General features: G+C 47.7%; 16 protein-coding genes and 1 tRNA gene. 8 read left to right on the top strand and 9 right to left on the bottom strand.

Going from position 1 to position 17,175, the window contains the following annotated elements; all coding sequences use genetic code 11:
- The first annotated feature begins 17 nt into the window (after window positions 1-17).
- Together gluQRS and UF64_RS02990 are read left to right on the top strand one after the other, a co-directional pair.
- Window positions 18-857 (top strand): tRNA glutamyl-Q(34) synthetase GluQRS, encoded by an 840-nt coding sequence (gene gluQRS / locus UF64_RS02995; protein WP_044827124.1) that lies wholly within the window; start codon window positions 18-20, stop codon window positions 855-857.
- A gap of 125 nt (window positions 858-982) precedes the next feature.
- A complete protein-coding gene (locus UF64_RS02990; protein WP_235284942.1) occupies window positions 983-3,049 on the top strand; it encodes a bifunctional diguanylate cyclase/phosphodiesterase in 2,067 nt (688 codons plus the stop codon).
- A gap of 88 nt (window positions 3,050-3,137) precedes the next feature.
- Here UF64_RS02990 and UF64_RS02985 read toward each other — a convergent pair whose 3' ends face one another.
- Window positions 3,138-3,332: a hypothetical protein gene (locus UF64_RS02985; protein WP_044827122.1), complete on the bottom strand. Its 195-nt coding sequence runs from the start codon at window positions 3,330-3,332 to the stop codon at window positions 3,138-3,140.
- A gap of 440 nt (window positions 3,333-3,772) precedes the next feature.
- Between UF64_RS02985 and rpmB the strand changes: the two genes are divergently transcribed.
- Together rpmB and UF64_RS02975 are read left to right on the top strand one after the other, a co-directional pair.
- Window positions 3,773-4,066, top strand: coding sequence for a 50S ribosomal protein L28 (rpmB, locus tag UF64_RS02980; RefSeq protein ID WP_008889909.1), 294 nt, complete (start codon window positions 3,773-3,775; stop codon window positions 4,064-4,066).
- Window positions 4,067-4,450: 384 nt separating this feature from the next.
- Window positions 4,451-5,017 carry an HNH endonuclease gene (locus UF64_RS02975; protein ID WP_044827121.1) on the top strand — a complete coding sequence of 189 codons (567 nt, stop codon included), beginning with the start codon at window positions 4,451-4,453 and terminating at the stop codon, window positions 5,015-5,017.
- 102 nt (window positions 5,018-5,119) lie between these two features.
- Here the strand turns inward: UF64_RS02975 and UF64_RS02970 are convergent, their stop codons facing one another.
- The 4 genes from UF64_RS02970 to UF64_RS02955 all read right to left on the bottom strand — a co-directional run bounded on the left by UF64_RS02970 (window position 5,120) and on the right by UF64_RS02955 (window position 9,708).
- A complete protein-coding gene (locus UF64_RS02970) occupies window positions 5,120-7,279 on the bottom strand; it encodes a TonB-dependent siderophore receptor (protein WP_161794592.1) in 2,160 nt (719 codons plus the stop codon).
- 168 nt (window positions 7,280-7,447) lie between these two features.
- Window positions 7,448-8,335 (bottom strand): AraC family transcriptional regulator, encoded by an 888-nt coding sequence (locus UF64_RS02965; protein WP_044827120.1) that lies wholly within the window; start codon window positions 8,333-8,335, stop codon window positions 7,448-7,450.
- Window positions 8,336-8,570: 235 nt separating this feature from the next.
- Window positions 8,571-9,077, bottom strand: a complete 507-nt coding sequence (locus UF64_RS02960) for a disulfide bond formation protein B (RefSeq protein ID WP_044827119.1) — start codon at window positions 9,075-9,077, stop codon at window positions 8,571-8,573.
- Window positions 9,078-9,120: 43 nt separating this feature from the next.
- On the bottom strand, window positions 9,121-9,708 hold the full coding sequence (locus tag UF64_RS02955) for a YqaA family protein (protein ID WP_044827118.1): 588 nt from the start codon (window positions 9,706-9,708) through the stop codon (window positions 9,121-9,123).
- Between the two features lie 216 nt (window positions 9,709-9,924).
- Between UF64_RS02955 and UF64_RS02950 the strand changes: the two genes are divergently transcribed.
- The 3 genes from UF64_RS02950 (at window position 9,925) to UF64_RS02940 (ending at window position 12,956) form a co-directional block, all read left to right on the top strand.
- Window positions 9,925-10,010 (top strand) — tRNA-Leu (locus tag UF64_RS02950).
- Between the two features lie 84 nt (window positions 10,011-10,094).
- Window positions 10,095-11,771 (top strand): site-specific integrase, encoded by a 1,677-nt coding sequence (locus tag UF64_RS02945; RefSeq protein WP_082049476.1) that lies wholly within the window; start codon window positions 10,095-10,097, stop codon window positions 11,769-11,771.
- A gap of 150 nt (window positions 11,772-11,921) precedes the next feature.
- Entirely contained in the window at window positions 11,922-12,956 is a 1,035-nt protein-coding gene (locus UF64_RS02940) for a site-specific integrase (RefSeq protein WP_052657426.1), read from the top strand.
- A 41-nt stretch (window positions 12,957-12,997) separates the two neighbouring features.
- Here UF64_RS02940 and UF64_RS02935 read toward each other — a convergent pair whose 3' ends face one another.
- From UF64_RS02935 to UF64_RS21050, 4 genes are all read right to left on the bottom strand, one after another.
- Entirely contained in the window at window positions 12,998-13,792 is a 795-nt protein-coding gene (locus UF64_RS02935) for a DUF4760 domain-containing protein (RefSeq protein ID WP_044827116.1), read from the bottom strand.
- 247 nt (window positions 13,793-14,039) lie between these two features.
- Window positions 14,040-14,447, bottom strand: a complete 408-nt coding sequence (locus UF64_RS02930) for an H-NS family nucleoid-associated regulatory protein (RefSeq protein WP_052657425.1) — start codon at window positions 14,445-14,447, stop codon at window positions 14,040-14,042.
- Window positions 14,448-14,505: 58 nt separating this feature from the next.
- The gene (locus UF64_RS02925) at window positions 14,506-15,255 is read right to left on the bottom strand and encodes a hypothetical protein (protein WP_044827115.1); all 750 of its coding nucleotides are present in this window, start codon (window positions 15,253-15,255) and stop codon (window positions 14,506-14,508) included.
- A gap of 116 nt (window positions 15,256-15,371) precedes the next feature.
- Window positions 15,372-15,494, bottom strand: a complete 123-nt coding sequence (locus tag UF64_RS21050) for a hypothetical protein (protein ID WP_255353078.1) — start codon at window positions 15,492-15,494, stop codon at window positions 15,372-15,374.
- A 172-nt stretch (window positions 15,495-15,666) separates the two neighbouring features.
- Between UF64_RS21050 and UF64_RS02915 the strand changes: the two genes are divergently transcribed.
- Window positions 15,667-16,959 (top strand): hypothetical protein, encoded by a 1,293-nt coding sequence (locus UF64_RS02915; protein WP_044827113.1) that lies wholly within the window; start codon window positions 15,667-15,669, stop codon window positions 16,957-16,959.
- Window positions 16,960-17,175: the final 216 nt, after the last annotated feature.

The raw sequence follows: 17,175 nt of genomic DNA, 5'->3' as shown, positions 1-17,175 counted from the left end.
GCCAAGGTGTATCGAGGATGACCACCATCACCCGCTTTGCACCCAGCCCGACCGGATATCTTCATCTCGGCCATGCGGCCTCTGCCTTGTTTTCTGCAAAACAGGCCGGGCCGGATGGCCGTTTTTTTTTGCGGATCGAAGATATCGATCAGACCCGGTGTCGCCCGGAATATCTTGATGCGATCTATGAAGACCTTGCCTGGCTTGGGCTTGAATGGGAACAGCCGGTCCGGGTGCAGTCCGACCATTTTGCCGATTATCAGACGGTGCTGGATCGCTTGTCCGACATGGAATTGCTGTATCCATGCTTCTGCACGCGCAAGGACATTCAGGCTGAAATTGAACGTATCGGTAATGCGCCGCACGGCCCCGATGGTGCGCTTTATCCCGGCACCTGTCGGCATTGTTCATCATCTGAACGCGAAGATCGCATTGCAGCGGGGGAAAGCTATGCGCTGCGTCTTGATATGGCCGCTGCGATCAAACGGGTGGGGTGCGAGCTGACCTGGTTTGACAGGGCTGCCGGCAAACAGATCGCGACACCGGAAATCTTTGGTGATGTGGTGCTCGCGCGCAAGGACACCCCGACCAGTTATCATCTTTCCGTCACCCATGATGATGACTTGCAGGGCATCACCCTTGTGACCCGTGGTGAAGACCTGTTCTTTGCCAGCCATCTGCATCGCCTGTTGCAGGAACTTCTGGGCTATGACGTGCCGGAATATCATCATCACGGGCTTTTGACCGGCCCGGACGGCAAACGCTTTGCCAAGCGTGACAAATCCAAAACCCTGCGCGCGATGCGTGAGGAGGGGCTTGCACCCGAAGATGTCATCAAACTGGCCGATCAGTTTTGACCCGGCATTCTTGGGGCGGGTATTCCTGCGCAATATGACGGATCAGACATATTCCCGTTGGCTTAGGTTATTACCTATGTATAGGATATGTTGATCGTAGGACGATGTCAGAGGCACAAGACCAGATGAAAAAAAACGCTGGCTTGGTCAGGAGGATCGGTAAACGCGTTCTCGACCCGGGCATAGAGATAAATACCGGCGAAGAATTGGCCGGAAAGGTTCAGCGCGACCTGCTTGATCTCGCCTATCGCAATAATTGGGCAAATATTCTCGTCAATCTGGCCGCCGGGGTCAGCATGGTTGCGATGTTCTGGCTGCGCGGTGATTTGCGCGCTGAAACCGTGATCTGGCTTCTGGTCGTCACCGTGATTTGCTGTGTTCGCCTTTGGGGCGGCTATCTTTATCACCTGACGCGCGAAAACAGTACGGAGCTCTCTTCTGAGCTCCTGCGTAAATGGCGTTTTCGCTATCAGATCGGGGTGATCGTCACCGGTCTGTTGTGGTCTGTGGTCGGCGTGATTGAAATCCCCGCCGTCCAGGGCGAAAGCCAGTTTCTGACCATGATCATCATTGCCGGCATGGCGGGTGGTGCCACGGGTATTTTGGCCCCGGTGTTTCTCGTCGGGCGGTTTTATCTGTGTGCGTTGCTGTTACCACCAGCGGTGATTTTGTCGGTGATGGGGGATGCGAACTACATCCTGTCCGCTTTGGCGCTGGTGTTCCTGTTGGTGATGCTGGTTACCCATCGCAACAATCACGCGGTTTTGTTCCGATCCTTCGTCCTCAAACATCAAAACCAGGGCCTGATTGAGGACCTCAAACAGAAGAACCGGATTACCGAAGACTGGAACGCCACTCTTGAAGCACGTGTAGAGCAGCGCACCGAAGAACTGCAAAACCTGGTGGAGCATGATGCCCTGACCGGGGTGCTGAACCGTGACGGGATTGTTGCCTGGTTCGAGCGCAAGAAGCGCTCGGACGCGTTATTGGATTACGCGGTTTTGTTCATCGATCTCGACCGGTTCAAGCAGATCAATGATGGCCTTAGTCACGCAATCGGCGATGAAGTTTTGCGATCTGTGAGTATGCGGCTTAGTGAATGTGTGGATGATCATCACGCATTGGGGCGCTGGGGCGGCGATGAATTCCTGATCGTTCTGGCCGCATCAAGTGCCGAACTTCATCCTCTGGTCGAAACCGTTGTCGAACAGGCCCAGGAAGCGGTTAGCCAGCCGATCAATATTGTCGGCCATACGCTACATGTCGGGTTTAGTACCGGGGTTGCCTTTTCCTCTGGCCGGAACCCGTCAATCTCCGAGCTGATCCATTGGGCCGACCTTGCCGCGGCCGAGGTCAAGCGTTCCGGGCGGGGCAGTGTGCACAGCTACGACAAGACGCTGCTGCTTGAGCAGGAACGTCGTCTGAGTGTTACGCAGGCGCTTAGACGCGCCATGAGTGCTGACGAGTTTGATATTGAATACCAGCCGGTCATTGATGCCCATACAGGCGACATCATCGCCTATGAGGCGCTTTTGCGTTGGAACAGTGCCGTTCTAGGGCCTGTCGTGCCCGATGAATTCATCCCGATTGCCGAGGAAAGTGCACTGATTGTCGATATCGGCGAATGGTGCATGCGCAAGGCCTGCCGAACCATACAGGACGATGCCGACATCCCGGAAAGCACAAAGATCGCGATTAACGTTTCGATCCGCCAGATCGTCATGCCGAACTTCGCCCATATGGTGTCACGGGTTCTGACCGATACCGGGCTGGCATCGGGTCGGCTTGTTCTGGAAGTGACCGAATCAATTTTCGAAAAACGCCAGACAGCTCAGATCGCCACCGTGCTCGATCAGCTGCACAATATGGGGATCGAAATCTATATTGATGATTTCGGGACCGGCTATTCGTCCCTGTCGCGCCTGCATGAAATCCGCATTGATGCGGTCAAGATCGACAAGTCCTTTGTCTTGTCGATGGACGAGAATGCTCGTGTCGTGATCGAGGGGGCGATCCTGATTGCCCATCGCTTCGGGCTCAAGGTCATTGCCGAGGGGATCGAGACGTCCGAGCAGCGCGCCGAGCTGATGGCGATGGGGGTTGATGCCTATCAGGGATACTTCTTTGCCAGACCGGGCCAGATCCCCTGTCGTGACATTCACTGGAAAAACGAGCCCGACCAGCCAGCCTGATCGCGTATTTGAAATGCGCGCAAAAAAAAACGGCCTGTCGCAACAAGTGGCAGGCCGTCTCAGTACTGTTCTGCGGGGGGAGGCAGAATCAGCGGCTAAAATCGATCAGTACAAGGAAGCTGACCGGCACAAGCGCCAGCGCGACATAAATCCAGAAGGACGCGACCGGAACGCCGAGTGCGGCAAGAACATAACCGGCAAGGTAAAGTGCCAAGCCAATTACAGCGACCAGCAGAATGCCCAAAAGCGGCAGAGAAACTTTGCTATCTGATTTGAATTCCATGTCCCGTCATGCTCCCGAAACGGATTTTTTAACTCATGGTGTCGAACCTAGCATGCTGTGCACGTATGCGTTTTGATCCGTATCAATAAAGGATGCAGATTGAATGCGCATGGGGGCGCAAAGGCGATGACATTATATATATGTGCGGAGAATCGGTCGTGATAAATGGGTCGAACGCGCGCAATTGCCTGTAAATCGGGTCTTTGTTATTGTCGCCCCGGTTTGAAAAGCCAAAGATTCCGTGCGGTTGAGTTGGGCAAATACCGGCCCAAACCACGGATTATCGCCAAAACCGCTCGGATAAGCGTTTTTGTCGCGGTTTTCGGTTGATGAAGGCTTGACGACATTGGTCATAGGCAGTATTAACCCGCTTCCAAGCGCGGGCCTGCATGTTCAGGCCAAGCGTCCTTTTGCGAATTTATAGACCAGGAGATCAGGTCATGGCACGTCGCTGCCCGGTATCCGGCAAAGGCGTTTTGGTCGGCATGAATGTGAGCCACGCCCACAATCGTACCAAACGTCGTTTCCTCCCGAACCTGCAGCCGACCTCGCTGCTTAGTGAGTCGCTCGGTCGTTCGGTGCGTCTGCGTCTGACCACCAATGCTGTCCGCACCATCGAAAAACGTGGTGGTCTGGATGCATATCTGCTCAGCACTGCAAATGCAAAGCTGCCGGCAGATTTGGTGAAAATCAAACGCCAGGTCGCCAAAGCTGTTGAAGCAAAAGCTGCCTAATTCAGGCTTCTGCTTTACAGACAGAATTTACGAAGGCTCGCTTTTTAGCGGGCCTTTCGTTTTTCCAGGTCACCGTAATCGGTTGCGTCAGTTGTGACGCATAATCCATGCTGCCAGACAGGGTCGGGCGGCTTTTTTTGTGCCGGGCAGTATCGCATATGCCTAGGGGTTCCAAGGGTTGCGCAACGATGGCGCGGGATGAAACGCGACTCGGCGGAACACGGGCTTTGCGCTTTTGGAAATTTGCTCTATACTTTGCTCTATCAGTGGTTTACGTCGCCGTGTCGCCCGGTTTGGTGAAACGTCATGATATGTTCATCAACAGCGATTCCCGGACCTGCTAAATAAAGCTAGCGACTCGGTAAACACGGTGGAGCGGATGGTATGCATTTATCGCCCAATGCGTGTCCGGCACTTGTTCTTAACGCCGACTTTCGGCCGTTGAGCTACTTCCCGCTGTCTCTTTGGTCCTGGCAAGATACGCTCAAGGCGGTCTTTCTTGAACGCGTCGATGTTCTTTCCGAATACGACCGCGAAGTACGTTCCCCATCCTTTAAAATGCGCCTGCCCAGCGTTATCTCGCTCAAGGAATATGTCCCGCTCAAAAGCAGCCCGGCCTTTACCCGGTTCAACGTCTTTTTGCGGGATGAATTTTCCTGCCAGTATTGCGGCGATCGCCTGCCGACCAACGAGCTGACCTTTGATCATGTTATTCCGCGTGCGCGCGGCGGCCGCACGAACTGGGAAAACATCGTCACAGCCTGTTCTGACTGTAACCTTTATAAGGGCAGTCGATCGGTGCGCGAGGCGGGCCTGCGACTGCGCAGGACGCCGGGACAGCCCTCGATGCACGAACTCCAGACCACAGGACGCCGTTTCCCGCCAAACTATCTTCATGAAAGTTGGCGGGATTTTTTATACTGGGATACCGAACTGGAATACGACTTCTAGGCAGACGGTTTCAGGCCGACACAAACCAAAGAAAAAGCCGACGGCGATATCACCGTCGGCTTTGCTGTGTTTGGCGAACACGTCGCCAAGATCGTCAGATGATCAGAAATCCGCAGTCAGGGAGAACGTCGCGGTTAGCGGCTTGCCAACGGTCAAATACGTCCATTCGGTGCTGGCCGATTCCCAATAGTCATTATCGGTCAGGTTTTCGACATTGGCGCGGAAGGTTACCGGATAGTCGTAAAGTTCCGTCACGTAGCGTGCGCTCATATCGAACCGCGTCCAGGACGGAATTTCAACCGTGTTGCCGGTATTGACATATTGCGAGGCGGTATGGATCAGGCGACCGCCCACTGTCGCACCATCAAGGAATGGCAGGTCATATTCAGCCCCAAGCGTTGCCTGATATTCCGGGACACCCGGTGCGGTGTTGCCATCGTTGGTGCCGTTCTGGGTTTTAGTCAGTTCAGCATCAACAAAGGTAATTCCGCCCAGAATGCGGGTGCCAATAACCGGCTCACCGAATGCGGTCAGTTCAAGGCCACGGTTACGCTGTTCCCCGTCGGTGGTATAGACGTTGCTGGAATTCAGGAAGGCCGATGGCTTTTCAGCCTGGAACAGGGCAATACCACCGCCAAAGGTGCCAAAGTCAAACTTCGCGCCGATCTCCATCTGCTCGGTCTTGAAGGGGGCAAGAACCTCGCCACGGTTGACGGCCGTGCTGCTGGTAACAGTCTCGCCCTTTGCCAATCCTTCGATATAATTTGCATAAAGCGAAATTTGATCCGTGACATTGCCAACAATCCCTACCATCGGAGAGTTGGCAGAAGAATCATAGTTGGAGGTTTTTGCTCCGGTTGAGACGTCGTAGCCGCGTGATTTGACATTCTGTCGACGGACCCCGCCCGTCAAATGGATTTTGTCATCCATGAAGCTCAGGGTGTCGGCGATGAAGTAGCTGGTCAGGATGGTGCGCGCGTTGAGTTCGGCATCTCCGGCATTGCCAAAGGTAACTGTCGACGGACCACTATTATAGATGTTCCCCGCGACGTCAGAGCCGGAACTCCAGTTCGTTCGTTCTTCCTGCCACATTGCTGTTGTTCCGGCATTTAGTTCGTGTTTAACCGGGCCGGTTTCAAATTTCTGGCGAATTCCGGCAACACCGCTGACATCATCGCGCTCATAAACCGAGGCGAGACTGCCGAAATTGCTTGAACCATCCGTACCGGTCAGAGTGACAGATGAATAATCACCGATTTCATCGGAATTATGTGCGCCGATAGCAGTATACAGCATCGTGCTATCGGTAGCGTCATGTTCAAAACGGAGCTGAGCAAACTTGTCTTCGAGATCGCTATAGGTGCCATCTGCGGCAAAGTTGTGCGAACCGGAAGGTGCATCAGGTAAAGAAGTCAAAGTGCCGGTCCTGACGGTCGGCCGGCCTTCCTCAACACGCAGCTTGTTTAGAGCAGCATCAAAGGTGATGCGAGTGTCGTCACCGCGAAAATCAAGGGCGACTGAGCCAAGCGAGGTTTCGCGATCTTCGTCCTCGATGGAAGCTTCACCGGCCCTGTGCATGATATTGGTGCGCACGCCAAACTGATCATCAGCACCAAAGCGACGACCAAAATCAAAATGCCCACCAAATTCGCTGGTTGCGCCATAGCTACCGGTGAAGCTGGTGACAGGACTATCTCCCGCCCGTTTCGGTACAAGATTGATGTTGCCCCCAAGCCCGCTGGCACCAGGTGCCATACCATTCAAGAAGCCCGAAGCACCCTTGATGACTTCTACACGATCAAACATTTCAATTGCGACCGACTGGCGTGGTGCAGTGCCATAAAGTCCGTCAATAGAGACGTCGTCAGATTTTAGGTCAAAGCCACGAATGGTGAAGCGGTTGGCAAAGGTGCCAAATCCGTTGCCGTTGATCACCGATGGGTCGTTATCCATCACATCGGAAATGTCGCGTGCCTGTTGGTTCTTGATCAGCTCGCTGGTGTAGCCGGTCGCAGCAATCGGCGTGTCCATGGTGTCCTTGTTGCCAAACGCACCAAGACGCGTGCCGGTGGCAACCTGTCCTCCCGCATAAGCCGGCGGGGTTGGGTCACCGGCCTCGACTGTGGCTTCGCCTTCGATGATCAGTGCTTTAGTGGTTTCGCCTTCGCTTGCTGTCGCATCATCTGCGGACTGCGCCAGTGCAAAATGAGGGGCGGCAAAAACCAGCGCCAGTGCCGTACCCAGCAAAAGGGTTGAAGACAATTTCTGTCCTGTAAAACGCATTTGGGATTCCCTGTATCGGTTGTCTTTGACGACGACCTGTCGGGCGGGAACCGGCGGGCCATCTCTGATGATGGCCACTCGATATCACGCGGTGGGGGATGGAATATTGAACCGGATTTCGGCGTATTGAACGGATTTTGGCTTAATTTACGCGATCTGTTCCTTGCGCCAGGCACCGGGGGTGGTGCCAACGACTTTGCGGAACACACGTGTTAAATGCGCCTGATCGGCAAAGCCAACCCGAAGGGCGACTGACGCCAGCGGTGTTTCGCGATCCTTAAGCAGGCTTTTGGCCCGCTCGACCCGGGCTTTCATCTGCCACTGTTGCGGCGGCATGCCGGTGCTTTCGCGAAAGGCTGAGCAGAAATAGGACTGCGACAAACCGGTCAGTTGCGCCAGTTCATCAAGGCGGATGGTCCGCCCGCAATTCTGTTCAATATAGTCGACCGATTTCCGCAGGTGATAGGGGGCCAGTTTGCCGCGTCTGCGTTGCGGTTCCATGACTTCGCGCGGTTGCAGAAGGGCTGCGGTCAGAGCGCTGATCAGACCTTCGCCATAAATCTGCGAGCTCGGGTGATCGCTTTCGAGATCATCGGCAAGCAGTCGCACAAGCGTATTTATACGCGGGTCGCAAAACCCGATACGTGGGGTTGCTAGAACCGAGCGATCAAGCGTTTGCCCCATCATGTGTTCAAGGGCATCGACATCAAGATGGATATCGAGATGGCGCAAGCGGCATTCGCCAAGCACCTTTGACGAAACCTCCATCCCGGCTGGAATATAGGACAGGCAGCCTTGGCTGCGGCGTTCTGGCTGGGGCTTGCTATCGGACGAGCTTACCTCAATCCGGCCATCACCCACGCAATCAAGGATCGCCACCAACCTTGGTGCCTGCGAGGTATAAGTTCCCCCGGCCTGGGGGCCACATTCGACATGCCACAGATCCGAGATCGCTGCGTTCCAGCGTCGGAAGCGCAGCTCATCAAGAAGGGAAATACCTTCGATCCGGCTGGTCATATGCGGATGGAATGCCATGGCAGTCACGACAATGGGGTCCTTCGTGCAGAGGGAAGTTGGTGGTGCGAATGGATCTCAATATAACCGGGATTTTTCTGCAAACAATAACAATTCTCATTATCAGGCGAAGAATTGTTGGATTCCTGAACAATTGTTCGCCTGAATGGCGAGGTGTGGAAAAGCAAAAACCGCCTGACGTGTCAGACGGGCTTTGGGAAAAGCTTGAGCAGGGCGGGATCTGCAGTATTCGCCGTTATTTCTTCATCCAGCGCGATGGTGCGATCAGGCAGAAAACAGTCAGTGCTGCCGAGAAGAAGACGTTCACCGTCGGCATGGTAATGCCAAACAGGGTCCAGTCGATCTTGTCACAACGAATGATCGGTTGGGCCATCAACTGCGCCTTGAGATCGGCAATCGATCCAGCCCCGCTTTGAACCCCGCCACACATGGCAGGCCCTTCCCACCACAGTTCCTGTACGCCAACATGATAGAACGCGATGAATGTGCCAACCGCGAAGGTTGCGGCACACAGGTAAACCACGGCCCGTGCCGCCGCCGGAAAACGGATGAGCAGAAGTGCAATCACCGAAAGACCGGCAACCACATAGAACGGTACGCGCTGATACAGGCACAGCACACAAGGCAGCAGCTTCTGGACATATTGCGCATAAAAGGCAAAGCCGATGCTGCCCGCTGAAATCAACAGCAGGGCGAGGGGCGGAAAGGCCGGGATGAAGCGGGGGCGCAGCAGTTTGAACATCAGACGGTCCGTTTATCTTCTTCCATAAAACTTTGGGTGCGAATCACCCATGCGGGATCAGCTTGAGTGCGGCAAACCCACCAACAAGAACCACGATAAATATGGTGAAAACGAGGCCCAGTCGCTTTTCGATGAAGTCGCGGATAACCGGGCCGAATTTCCAGATAAGGGCTGTGATAACAAAGAACCGTAAGCCACGCGCCAGGATCGATGCAATCGTGAAGACAATCGGATCAAGCGCGGTCACACCCGACAGAATCGTGATCACCTTATAGGGGAATGGCGTTACGCCTGCGATAAAGACGGCCCAGGCACCCCATTCATTATAATAGTCGCGGAACTGATCAAATTTGCCTGCATAGCCATAAAGCTCAAGCACCGGACGGCCAACCGTTTCAAACAGGAAGAAGCCGATGCCATACCCGACCAAGCCGCCCAGTACTGATCCGACAAGGCAGATCAGCGCATAACGCCAGGCCCGCGTCGGGGCTGCGATAATCATCGGGATCAGCAGAATATCTGGTGGGATCGGAAAGACAGAGCTTTCAATAGCGGCAATGAAAAATAATGCCCAGCCAGCATGACGGTGGCTGGCAAGGGTCATGGTCCAGTCATAAAGGCTGCGGATCACGGCAAGGACGCCTTATCGATAAAGTTTGCGGTTGGAGTGCGGCGCTTGGCCTTGAAAACAGGCCAGATCAAACCCCATTTTGCCCGCAATCGCAATGACGCAGTTTATCAGGCTTTGTAGCAACGCATTTTTGCACAAAGCCCCATTGACCCGGCGAAATTTACAGCTATTATCCCGCCCGTCGATGGACGGTGCGCACATGCACCCGTATTGCCTGCCCCTGTGGCGGAATTGGTAGACGCGGCAGACTCAAAATCTGTTTCACTTAGTGAGTGGGAGTTCGATTCTCCCCGGGGGCACCATCGATTTTCCATTGTTTTATAATGACTTAACGAACGTTCAAAGTTGGTTGTGTACCTATTGTGTGTACCAATCAGGTGTTCCTTATGTCATTGGCTACAAACGTAGTTAGGATTGCTGGCAGATATTATTTTCGTTGCCGCATCCCAGAAGACATCAAACCTTACCTAAAACGTCAGACTTACAAGATTGCATTGCGAACAGCAGAACCTTCCAGTGCAAGGCGAAAGGCTGCTATCGTATCTCGACACATGTTGATGTTTTTTGATGAGATACGAATGTCTGACAAATCAGAGAAAGAACAACTCCAAGCCAAATTGGAAGAAATGCTTGATGAGAAGCATAAAGGGCTTGCTAAAATTCTGGCTCAGAAAATTATCATGGATGAATATTCAGCAGAAATGCAGCTACGAATAGTTGAGTTGAAAAATCTCGATTTGTATCTTCAGAACGTCCTTCAGGATGCGGAGCTCAAGCGGCAAACATATTACAGCAATCAGAAATCCAGAAAATTAGAAAAGGTTGGTGATGACCTGAAATATGAAAAGAGAAAGCTGAAAGAAATTGAAGACGGAAAACTGGATATAAAAAAGAGAAATCCAGAGGCAAACCAGAAGCTGATGTACTTTGTTGATAAGGTTGAAAAAAACAAGAAAGGCAAAATTCTAGACCATAGCCTGCCTCAATATCGAAGGGCGGTAAGCCTCTTTACAGGTCTGGTTGGGGACAAACCAGTTCATGAATATAAACTGTCAGACTTTGAAGAGTATCAGTCCCTCTTTCTGAGGGTGCCGCTAGACTACCAGAAAATTGCGTCAGGTAATCCGCTGAAAGCAATTGAAGTTAATGACAATTTACCTGATGGGCAAAAATACGACACTTATAAATGGAAAACATTTAAAGGTAAGCATGCTAGCTCTATCAGGGTTGTTTTTGATTATATTAAAAAACATAAAATATTGGAATATAACCCAATGAATGACTTTAAGTTGGAGGAGCCAGTATATGATTATACAGCTACCAGAAGAAAGCCTAAAAGGTCATTCAAGAATGAAGAGCTTGTTAAAATATTTAACGTTCCTCTTTTTCATTCCTGCCTGAATTCGGTTAACTGGATGACACCGGGGAATTATCCAATCAGGGACTTTAAGTTTTGGGGGATATTGATTGGATTATTTACCGGAGCACGTTCAAGTGAAATCGGTCAACTCCTTGTCATGGATGTTGTCAATTATAATGATATGCCCCATTTCCATATCGTGGATAAATATACCTATGAAGATGTTTTGGATTATGATTTGAATATCAGCGAAGAGGAACTGGATGAAATAAACAAGAGAACCAAGAACAAAAAGTCAGTTCGGTTGGTTCCAGTTCATAACGAATTAATTAAAATGGGTTTTCTCGATTATTTAGAAAAACGGAAATCAGAATGTCAGAGCCATTCGGAGCAGTTATTTCCCGATTGGTACGCAGACAAGTATGGTAGGCATTCTACCTTGATGGCTGAAAGGTTTTCATATCTTCTTGATAAATCGGGAATAAAAACACAAGCTATTTCATTCCATAGTTTCCGTCATACTTTCAAAGACGCAATGAGGCGTGCAGATTTGCCCTATGGTGTTCAGAGGAAATTCATGGGACATTCTTTGAATGATGTTAATGAGGAATATGGAATTGATAAACTTCAGAAAAAGCATTCTGAGGAAATAAATAATATCAGCTATGATATGCTGGATTTTTCCCACCTTTATATGAAGTAAAATACTCTACATCGGATTCTCCGGCAGGTGTAATTTCTGAAACCCAATGCATATAAGGGGGCCAGAAGCTTAATATGTTTTGTTGTTATATTGTTGCTTTTTGCATTTATTTTTATTAATTTTAAATAAACATTAAAAAAGGAAAATATAATGGCAAGTATCAGAAAGAGGAAAGGTAAATTTACAATCACAATTAATGTACCGAAAGATTACCCATATAAGGTATATGCAAAAACTTTCTCAAAAACTTTTAATAGTAAAAAAGATGCCCTGTTTTGGGCAAGACACACTCATGATTCAATGAAGTTGGGTTCTTGGAGAGATCCAAGGCTTCTTGATGAAGATAAAGAACAGGATACCTTGTTTAAGGATGTTCTGAACCGATACCTCAAAGAGGTCAGTGTCCATAAGAAGGGGCATGATAAAGAAATCGGTCGTATCAAGAAATATATGGCTCATCTGATTGGGCAGAAATTTCTATATAAAATTAAATCTTCTGACATTGCTGATATTCGTGATGAATTGCTCAAGCAGGGCAAAGCAGCATCAACCGTCAGAAATGAAATTTTCATTCTGTCCAATGTGTTTCAGGTGGCCAAGTTTGATTGGGGCTATTCCAGTTTGGAAAATCCTGTCGAGATATTACGACAAAGAAAGAATAGCTTGCCCAAACCGGCTCCAGGCCGTGAGAGAAGGCTTGAAGGTGATGAAGAGTATCGTCTCATGGAAGCCATCGAGAAGGGGCATGATAGCCATGAAATGAAGGCTATCATCATAGTTGCCCTGGAAACCGGAATGAGACTTGGAGAAATCCTTGGGGCCAAACGAGCATGGCTTAAGGGTGATGTTTTATCCCTACCGGATACCAAGAACGGCACCAACAGAGATGTCATACTCTCACCCAAGGCATTAGATGCTATCCAAAACCTTCATTTAAGGCTCTCTGGTGACATCTTTGGCTTGAATAAGGACAAAGTGGAGTACAGATGGAAAATGGCACTCAGAGAGGCTGAAATCAGCAATCTGAGAATTCATGACCTGAGACACGAAGCTCTAAGCCGTATGGTTGCCAAAGGAGCAAACCTCAAAATCATCATGAGACAGTCAGGACATAAATCCGTTGATATGCTCATGAGATATACACATCCAACCAATGACGATGTTAGGAAGATGTTGGTGGGGTGAGCTATTGAATGCAGTCTTATGCGCTTTGTTTATTCAAATTATTAAAACACACTTAGAAAATTTTTCTTTTTTTTCTTGTTCCAATGCTCTTCGACGAGCCAGTAATAATTTTCGAATGCTTCGTTGTCACTATCACGATACGTGCATATTATACGGGAGAGTTTATTGTATGTTGACTTGAAAACATCCTCCAATGTTTCCCGCATAAGGGCGTCATCTAAATCACCTTCTTTGATGGCTGAAGCCAGAAACTCATAATAATTACAGACGTAAATTATGGATTCAGCCAGTGGGAATTTTATTTTGTCACAATCATCACCTATAGAGTAATTATCTTTGTTTAATCTTTCGTCCATTATTTGAGAAACATCTTGGTCTGGTATTTGATGCGTATGGGGATATCTGCTAAAAATATTTATTCGATGTTTGTTGAAAATCTCACTGTGTCGCATTTGAGTTAATACATTTAGAGTATGCTGTTTTCGGCTGATTTCTAATGCGACTTGCCTCTGGGACAGCCAGCCTATGGTCGCGAGACTTGCGGTAATGCAAGCGATAAACGCAGTTTTATTTTCGAAGACGTAGATAGATCCAGCTACACCCAAAAATATTATAATTGGGGAAATGTATTTGGCGCTATTAATTCTTTTCCTAGTATTCTTAGTGGATCTCTCGTAAATATCTACAATTGATAGCGGGGCTATAAATAAGAGAACTATTGCGGTTATAGCTTCAAGCTTTTGTTCTACAAAAAATGCTAAAACTTCAGAAAAGGAGAATTGGTATAAGAAGAATATACTAACTGATAATAAAAAAACTATTTGAACAACAATCATTTCCCTGCCCCCGCAACCAATTGTTCAAAATAGAAAAGGCCCGCGAACGGGCCTTTTCGTCTTGGGTGTATGTTAGATAACACCAACGATATGTCGTTTCATGCTTATCTCCTTCCCGTAGAAATACGTAGTATAGACTATCTATTTTGACGGTGTTGTCAATAAGAAAATGAGTTTTCCCAATGAGCAAAGATATTCAAAACCAATAAGTTACGGCGATTGTTATCTGGATCATTATGTTGAGCGATTAATGTTCTGCCTTATGGGCATCATAGTTCGGATGCTCAGGATTCAGGTACTCAGGGTCGTTCTTGATATCTTCAACAGATACACCCTTTTCCTCTGCTACACGTAGCACCCAAGCGATAACGCGACCACGACCAGTCCAGGTTTCATCATGGTTATCTGGATTGCGATATTTGGGGGTTATCGACTGTTTGGCTTTGGGGCTAGATACCGAAGTCGTGCCAGAGAATTTGAAAATCTCAGGATAGAGTTCACGAATTGAGAAACCGGCATCATGGAGTTTCTGGTCAAATTCTCCACGAAGGTCTTTAATCGCTTGTTCCTTACGATTTTCGACTTCGTTCTCAGCTTGTTCCATTAAATCTTTGAGTTCCTGGTAGCTGAGTTTTGAAATATCAACTTTAGTCATGATTTTCTCCAAAAATAACTAATATACGCTAAGATTTATTGTTTTATATTATCATTTCTCACAGTTCAATGTTGGATTTCTCATTAGATTTTGCTGCTGCTGGATATTTAATCCAGAGCGTTCTCTGTGAGTAAAATAGACTGAATATCCAGGGCACGGTTAACGCTAGGCTTCCCAGGAGAAATAATTGTGAGATTATAATGCTGATATAGGAGTGCTGCTCATCAGCGAGAGAAAAGCTATTCCAAAAAGAGATTTTCAGGGAGCTCTGCTGTTCTGGGATTATCAAGTGTAGAAAAATCAAGATTAAGCACGAAAATGATAAGTATGATGCCTTCTGCATGTTGGAATGTTCGTTTTCGTGTGTTTCCTTTTCCTTTTCTAGAATCTGAAAAGCTATGCTGTCTTGAGTTTTCTGAGCATAATCCAGAAGCTCATCTTCGTTGACATAGGAATATTTTGATGGGCGGTCATGTAGAATGAGTGGTATTTTAAAAATCATGAAAATCGAAATGGCAAACCAATCAACTATCACCTTTGTCACGCTGACAAAACACGACATAAAAATCGAGTATCCGATTATAAATAAAATTATATAGCCAATATTTAGGGATGTTCCAAAATCATCCAGTCGCAGAGCGGCCAAGTTTCCTTTGCCGGTTATTGCCAAAGTCAGGTCGCTAAAAAGAGCCAAGCTGGAGAGCGCCAGGCAGAAGGAAAATTTTGTTGATTGTTCTGTGAGGCCGATAAAGCCTTCGTAAGTTTTTTGTATCAGTGACATTTGCTCTGCCGTTGCACGTGAACTCATACATATCAATCAAATAATTGATATAAATAGTAAATTTAGAAATGCATTGCTGTCAAACTTCTTTGGATAGAATGGTTCAAGCCGAGAAATTGGGATAAATTGAACCTATCGAAGGGTTACAGCTTGTCCAGTGCCTCTGCCAGCTTCTTGATATCGGTCGTCATGCTGTCCAGTGTCTCGTGTAAATCAGTGTATGTATCCTCGTCAGTTTGCTTCCAGCTTCCATCATAAAACTTCATTTCGAATTTGTTGGTTGTGCTCCTTAAGGAAAGAACTAGAAGCTCAACCTCATGTTCAAATCTTTTAATTCTCTTTTTTGAAAATATATCCATATTATTTTATCCTTTTTTATTAATTGATTTTTATTATAATTTAATATATGATTAAATCAATAATAAAAAGGAGCTTTAAATGGTCGCGTTATTAAAATCAGAAAATGTGTTGCAAATAGAGGACTTTAAGTATCCAGAAGGTGGTATGTTTGCAACCCTGCAAAAAACACAAAAGGGAATGTTTCAAAAATTTTACCATATGAAACAGATGCCTTTCATATATGAGAACAAGCAGAATTTGAATGATTTCTATATCACTCAAAGTGTATTTGACGGGAAAAGCAGGAAGAAGATAAATCTGAAGTATTTCAATCACGCTTGGGTGGATATTGATTATTATAATGTTCCGATGCTTTTGGGGTTATCCAAGGACCAAGTGGTTGGGCAGATTATCGATTTTATCCGTGATGAAGCTATTCCTTTTCCTACGAGCATTATCGATTCCGGGAGGGGGATATATTTGAAATGGGCATTTTCTAGCTATATTCAGAAACAGGCTGGCAGAAAGCTGGAGGCCCTCAATAAGGCATTAATTAAAAAATTTTCACAATTCGGTGCGGACCCAGCGGCATTTGATGTGTCCAGGGTTCTTCGTGTCGTTGGAAGTATCAATACGAAGACCGGCGCTGCAGTCAGAATTCTTCATCAAACTTCTGAATTCCATGATTTTGAAATGTTTTGTGACGAGGTTTTTGAGCCATATGAGGCTTCTTCAGAGTCGAAGCGTTGTAAGGTTGTTTCCTACAAGAGTGAAAAGGCCAAAAGACGAGTTATTTCTGCCGGGAATTTCACACGACAAGACTTCGCGTGGAAGGTTTTGTGCGATATTGAAAGCTTGATTAAAGCCCGTTTTGGAGGGGCTACGGTTCCCGAGAGATACAGAGACCTCTATGGTTTTACCGGGGCCTGTCAGATAGCTACAGCCCTTGCTGACGACAAGGCGGCTGACGTTAAGCAAGAAATACTCACTTGGGCTAAACAGTGGCTTTCTTGCAGTTATGTTGATGATGAGTTTCAACACTATCTGTCCAGTCTTCTTGACCGAGTGTCTCGTCATAGAAGAGGCGAAAAAGTCGAGTTCAGGGGTAGGTTAATTACGCCGGTTTACACCTACAAGAAGGATACTCTGATAGATAAACTTAAGGTCGAAAGCTCTGAAATGAATGGGCTTAATTTAAATGTTTTGATTGATACCAGAACAAAATACGAAAGAAAAAATCTGAAAAGAAGGAAAACAAATAACATTGAGCTTATAAGGGCGGCTGTTGGCAGAATTATTGCAAATGGTGGAGACGCTACTGTGGATGCTATTGCAGCGGAATCAGGCGTATCAAAAAGCACCGTTATTAGAAATATCGATAAATTATTATAAACCGTTTTGATTTGTTTATGATATTTAATTGTTCTGTATGTGTTGGTTTTGAATGTTTTCAGCGTATTTATTTTATCACATGTTATGTTTGTGGTGTCAAATATGGCCTGTAACTAATAAATATGCGAAGCATAGGAGGAGAATAACCTCCGGTGGTTACGTAATAAATATCAAGATATGATTTGTTGTTTTTAATTGTTTGATTTGAATCCTGAT

This window comes from Thalassospira sp. HJ, from assembly GCF_000948415.1.
Lineage (GTDB): Bacteria > Pseudomonadota > Alphaproteobacteria > Rhodospirillales > Thalassospiraceae > Thalassospira.
Note: the sequence above shows the minus strand (reverse complement) of the source record. Positions and strands in the feature narration are given on the sequence as shown.

Excerpts from the sequence above, each read along its gene's own strand:
- UF64_RS02935 (WP_044827116.1), bottom strand. The coding sequence starts at position 13,792 with ATGATTGTTGTTCAAATAGTTTTTTTATTATCAGTTAGTATATTCTTC.
- UF64_RS21050 (WP_255353078.1), bottom strand. The coding sequence starts at position 15,494 with ATGAAGTTTTATGATGGAAGCTGGAAGCAAACTGACGAGGATACATAC.
- UF64_RS02915 (WP_044827113.1), top strand. The coding sequence starts at position 15,667 with ATGGTCGCGTTATTAAAATCAGAAAATGTGTTGCAAATAGAGGACTTT.
- UF64_RS02945 (WP_082049476.1), top strand. The coding sequence starts at position 10,095 with ATGTCATTGGCTACAAACGTAGTTAGGATTGCTGGCAGATATTATTTT.
- UF64_RS02965 (WP_044827120.1), bottom strand. The coding sequence starts at position 8,335 with ATGGCATTCCATCCGCATATGACCAGCCGGATCGAAGGTATTTCCCTT.
- UF64_RS02930 (WP_052657425.1), bottom strand. The coding sequence starts at position 14,447 with ATGACTAAAGTTGATATTTCAAAACTCAGCTACCAGGAACTCAAAGAT.
- UF64_RS02960 (WP_044827119.1), bottom strand. The coding sequence starts at position 9,077 with ATGTTCAAACTGCTGCGCCCCCGCTTCATCCCGGCCTTTCCGCCCCTC.
- UF64_RS02925 (WP_044827115.1), bottom strand. The coding sequence starts at position 15,255 with ATGAGTTCACGTGCAACGGCAGAGCAAATGTCACTGATACAAAAAACT.
- UF64_RS02990 (WP_235284942.1), top strand. The coding sequence starts at position 983 with ATGAAAAAAAACGCTGGCTTGGTCAGGAGGATCGGTAAACGCGTTCTC.
- UF64_RS02975 (WP_044827121.1), top strand. The coding sequence starts at position 4,451 with ATGCATTTATCGCCCAATGCGTGTCCGGCACTTGTTCTTAACGCCGAC.
- UF64_RS02940 (WP_052657426.1), top strand. The coding sequence starts at position 11,922 with ATGGCAAGTATCAGAAAGAGGAAAGGTAAATTTACAATCACAATTAAT.
- rpmB (WP_008889909.1), top strand. The coding sequence starts at position 3,773 with ATGGCACGTCGCTGCCCGGTATCCGGCAAAGGCGTTTTGGTCGGCATG.
- gluQRS (WP_044827124.1), top strand. The coding sequence starts at position 18 with ATGACCACCATCACCCGCTTTGCACCCAGCCCGACCGGATATCTTCAT.
- UF64_RS02985 (WP_044827122.1), bottom strand. The coding sequence starts at position 3,332 with ATGGAATTCAAATCAGATAGCAAAGTTTCTCTGCCGCTTTTGGGCATT.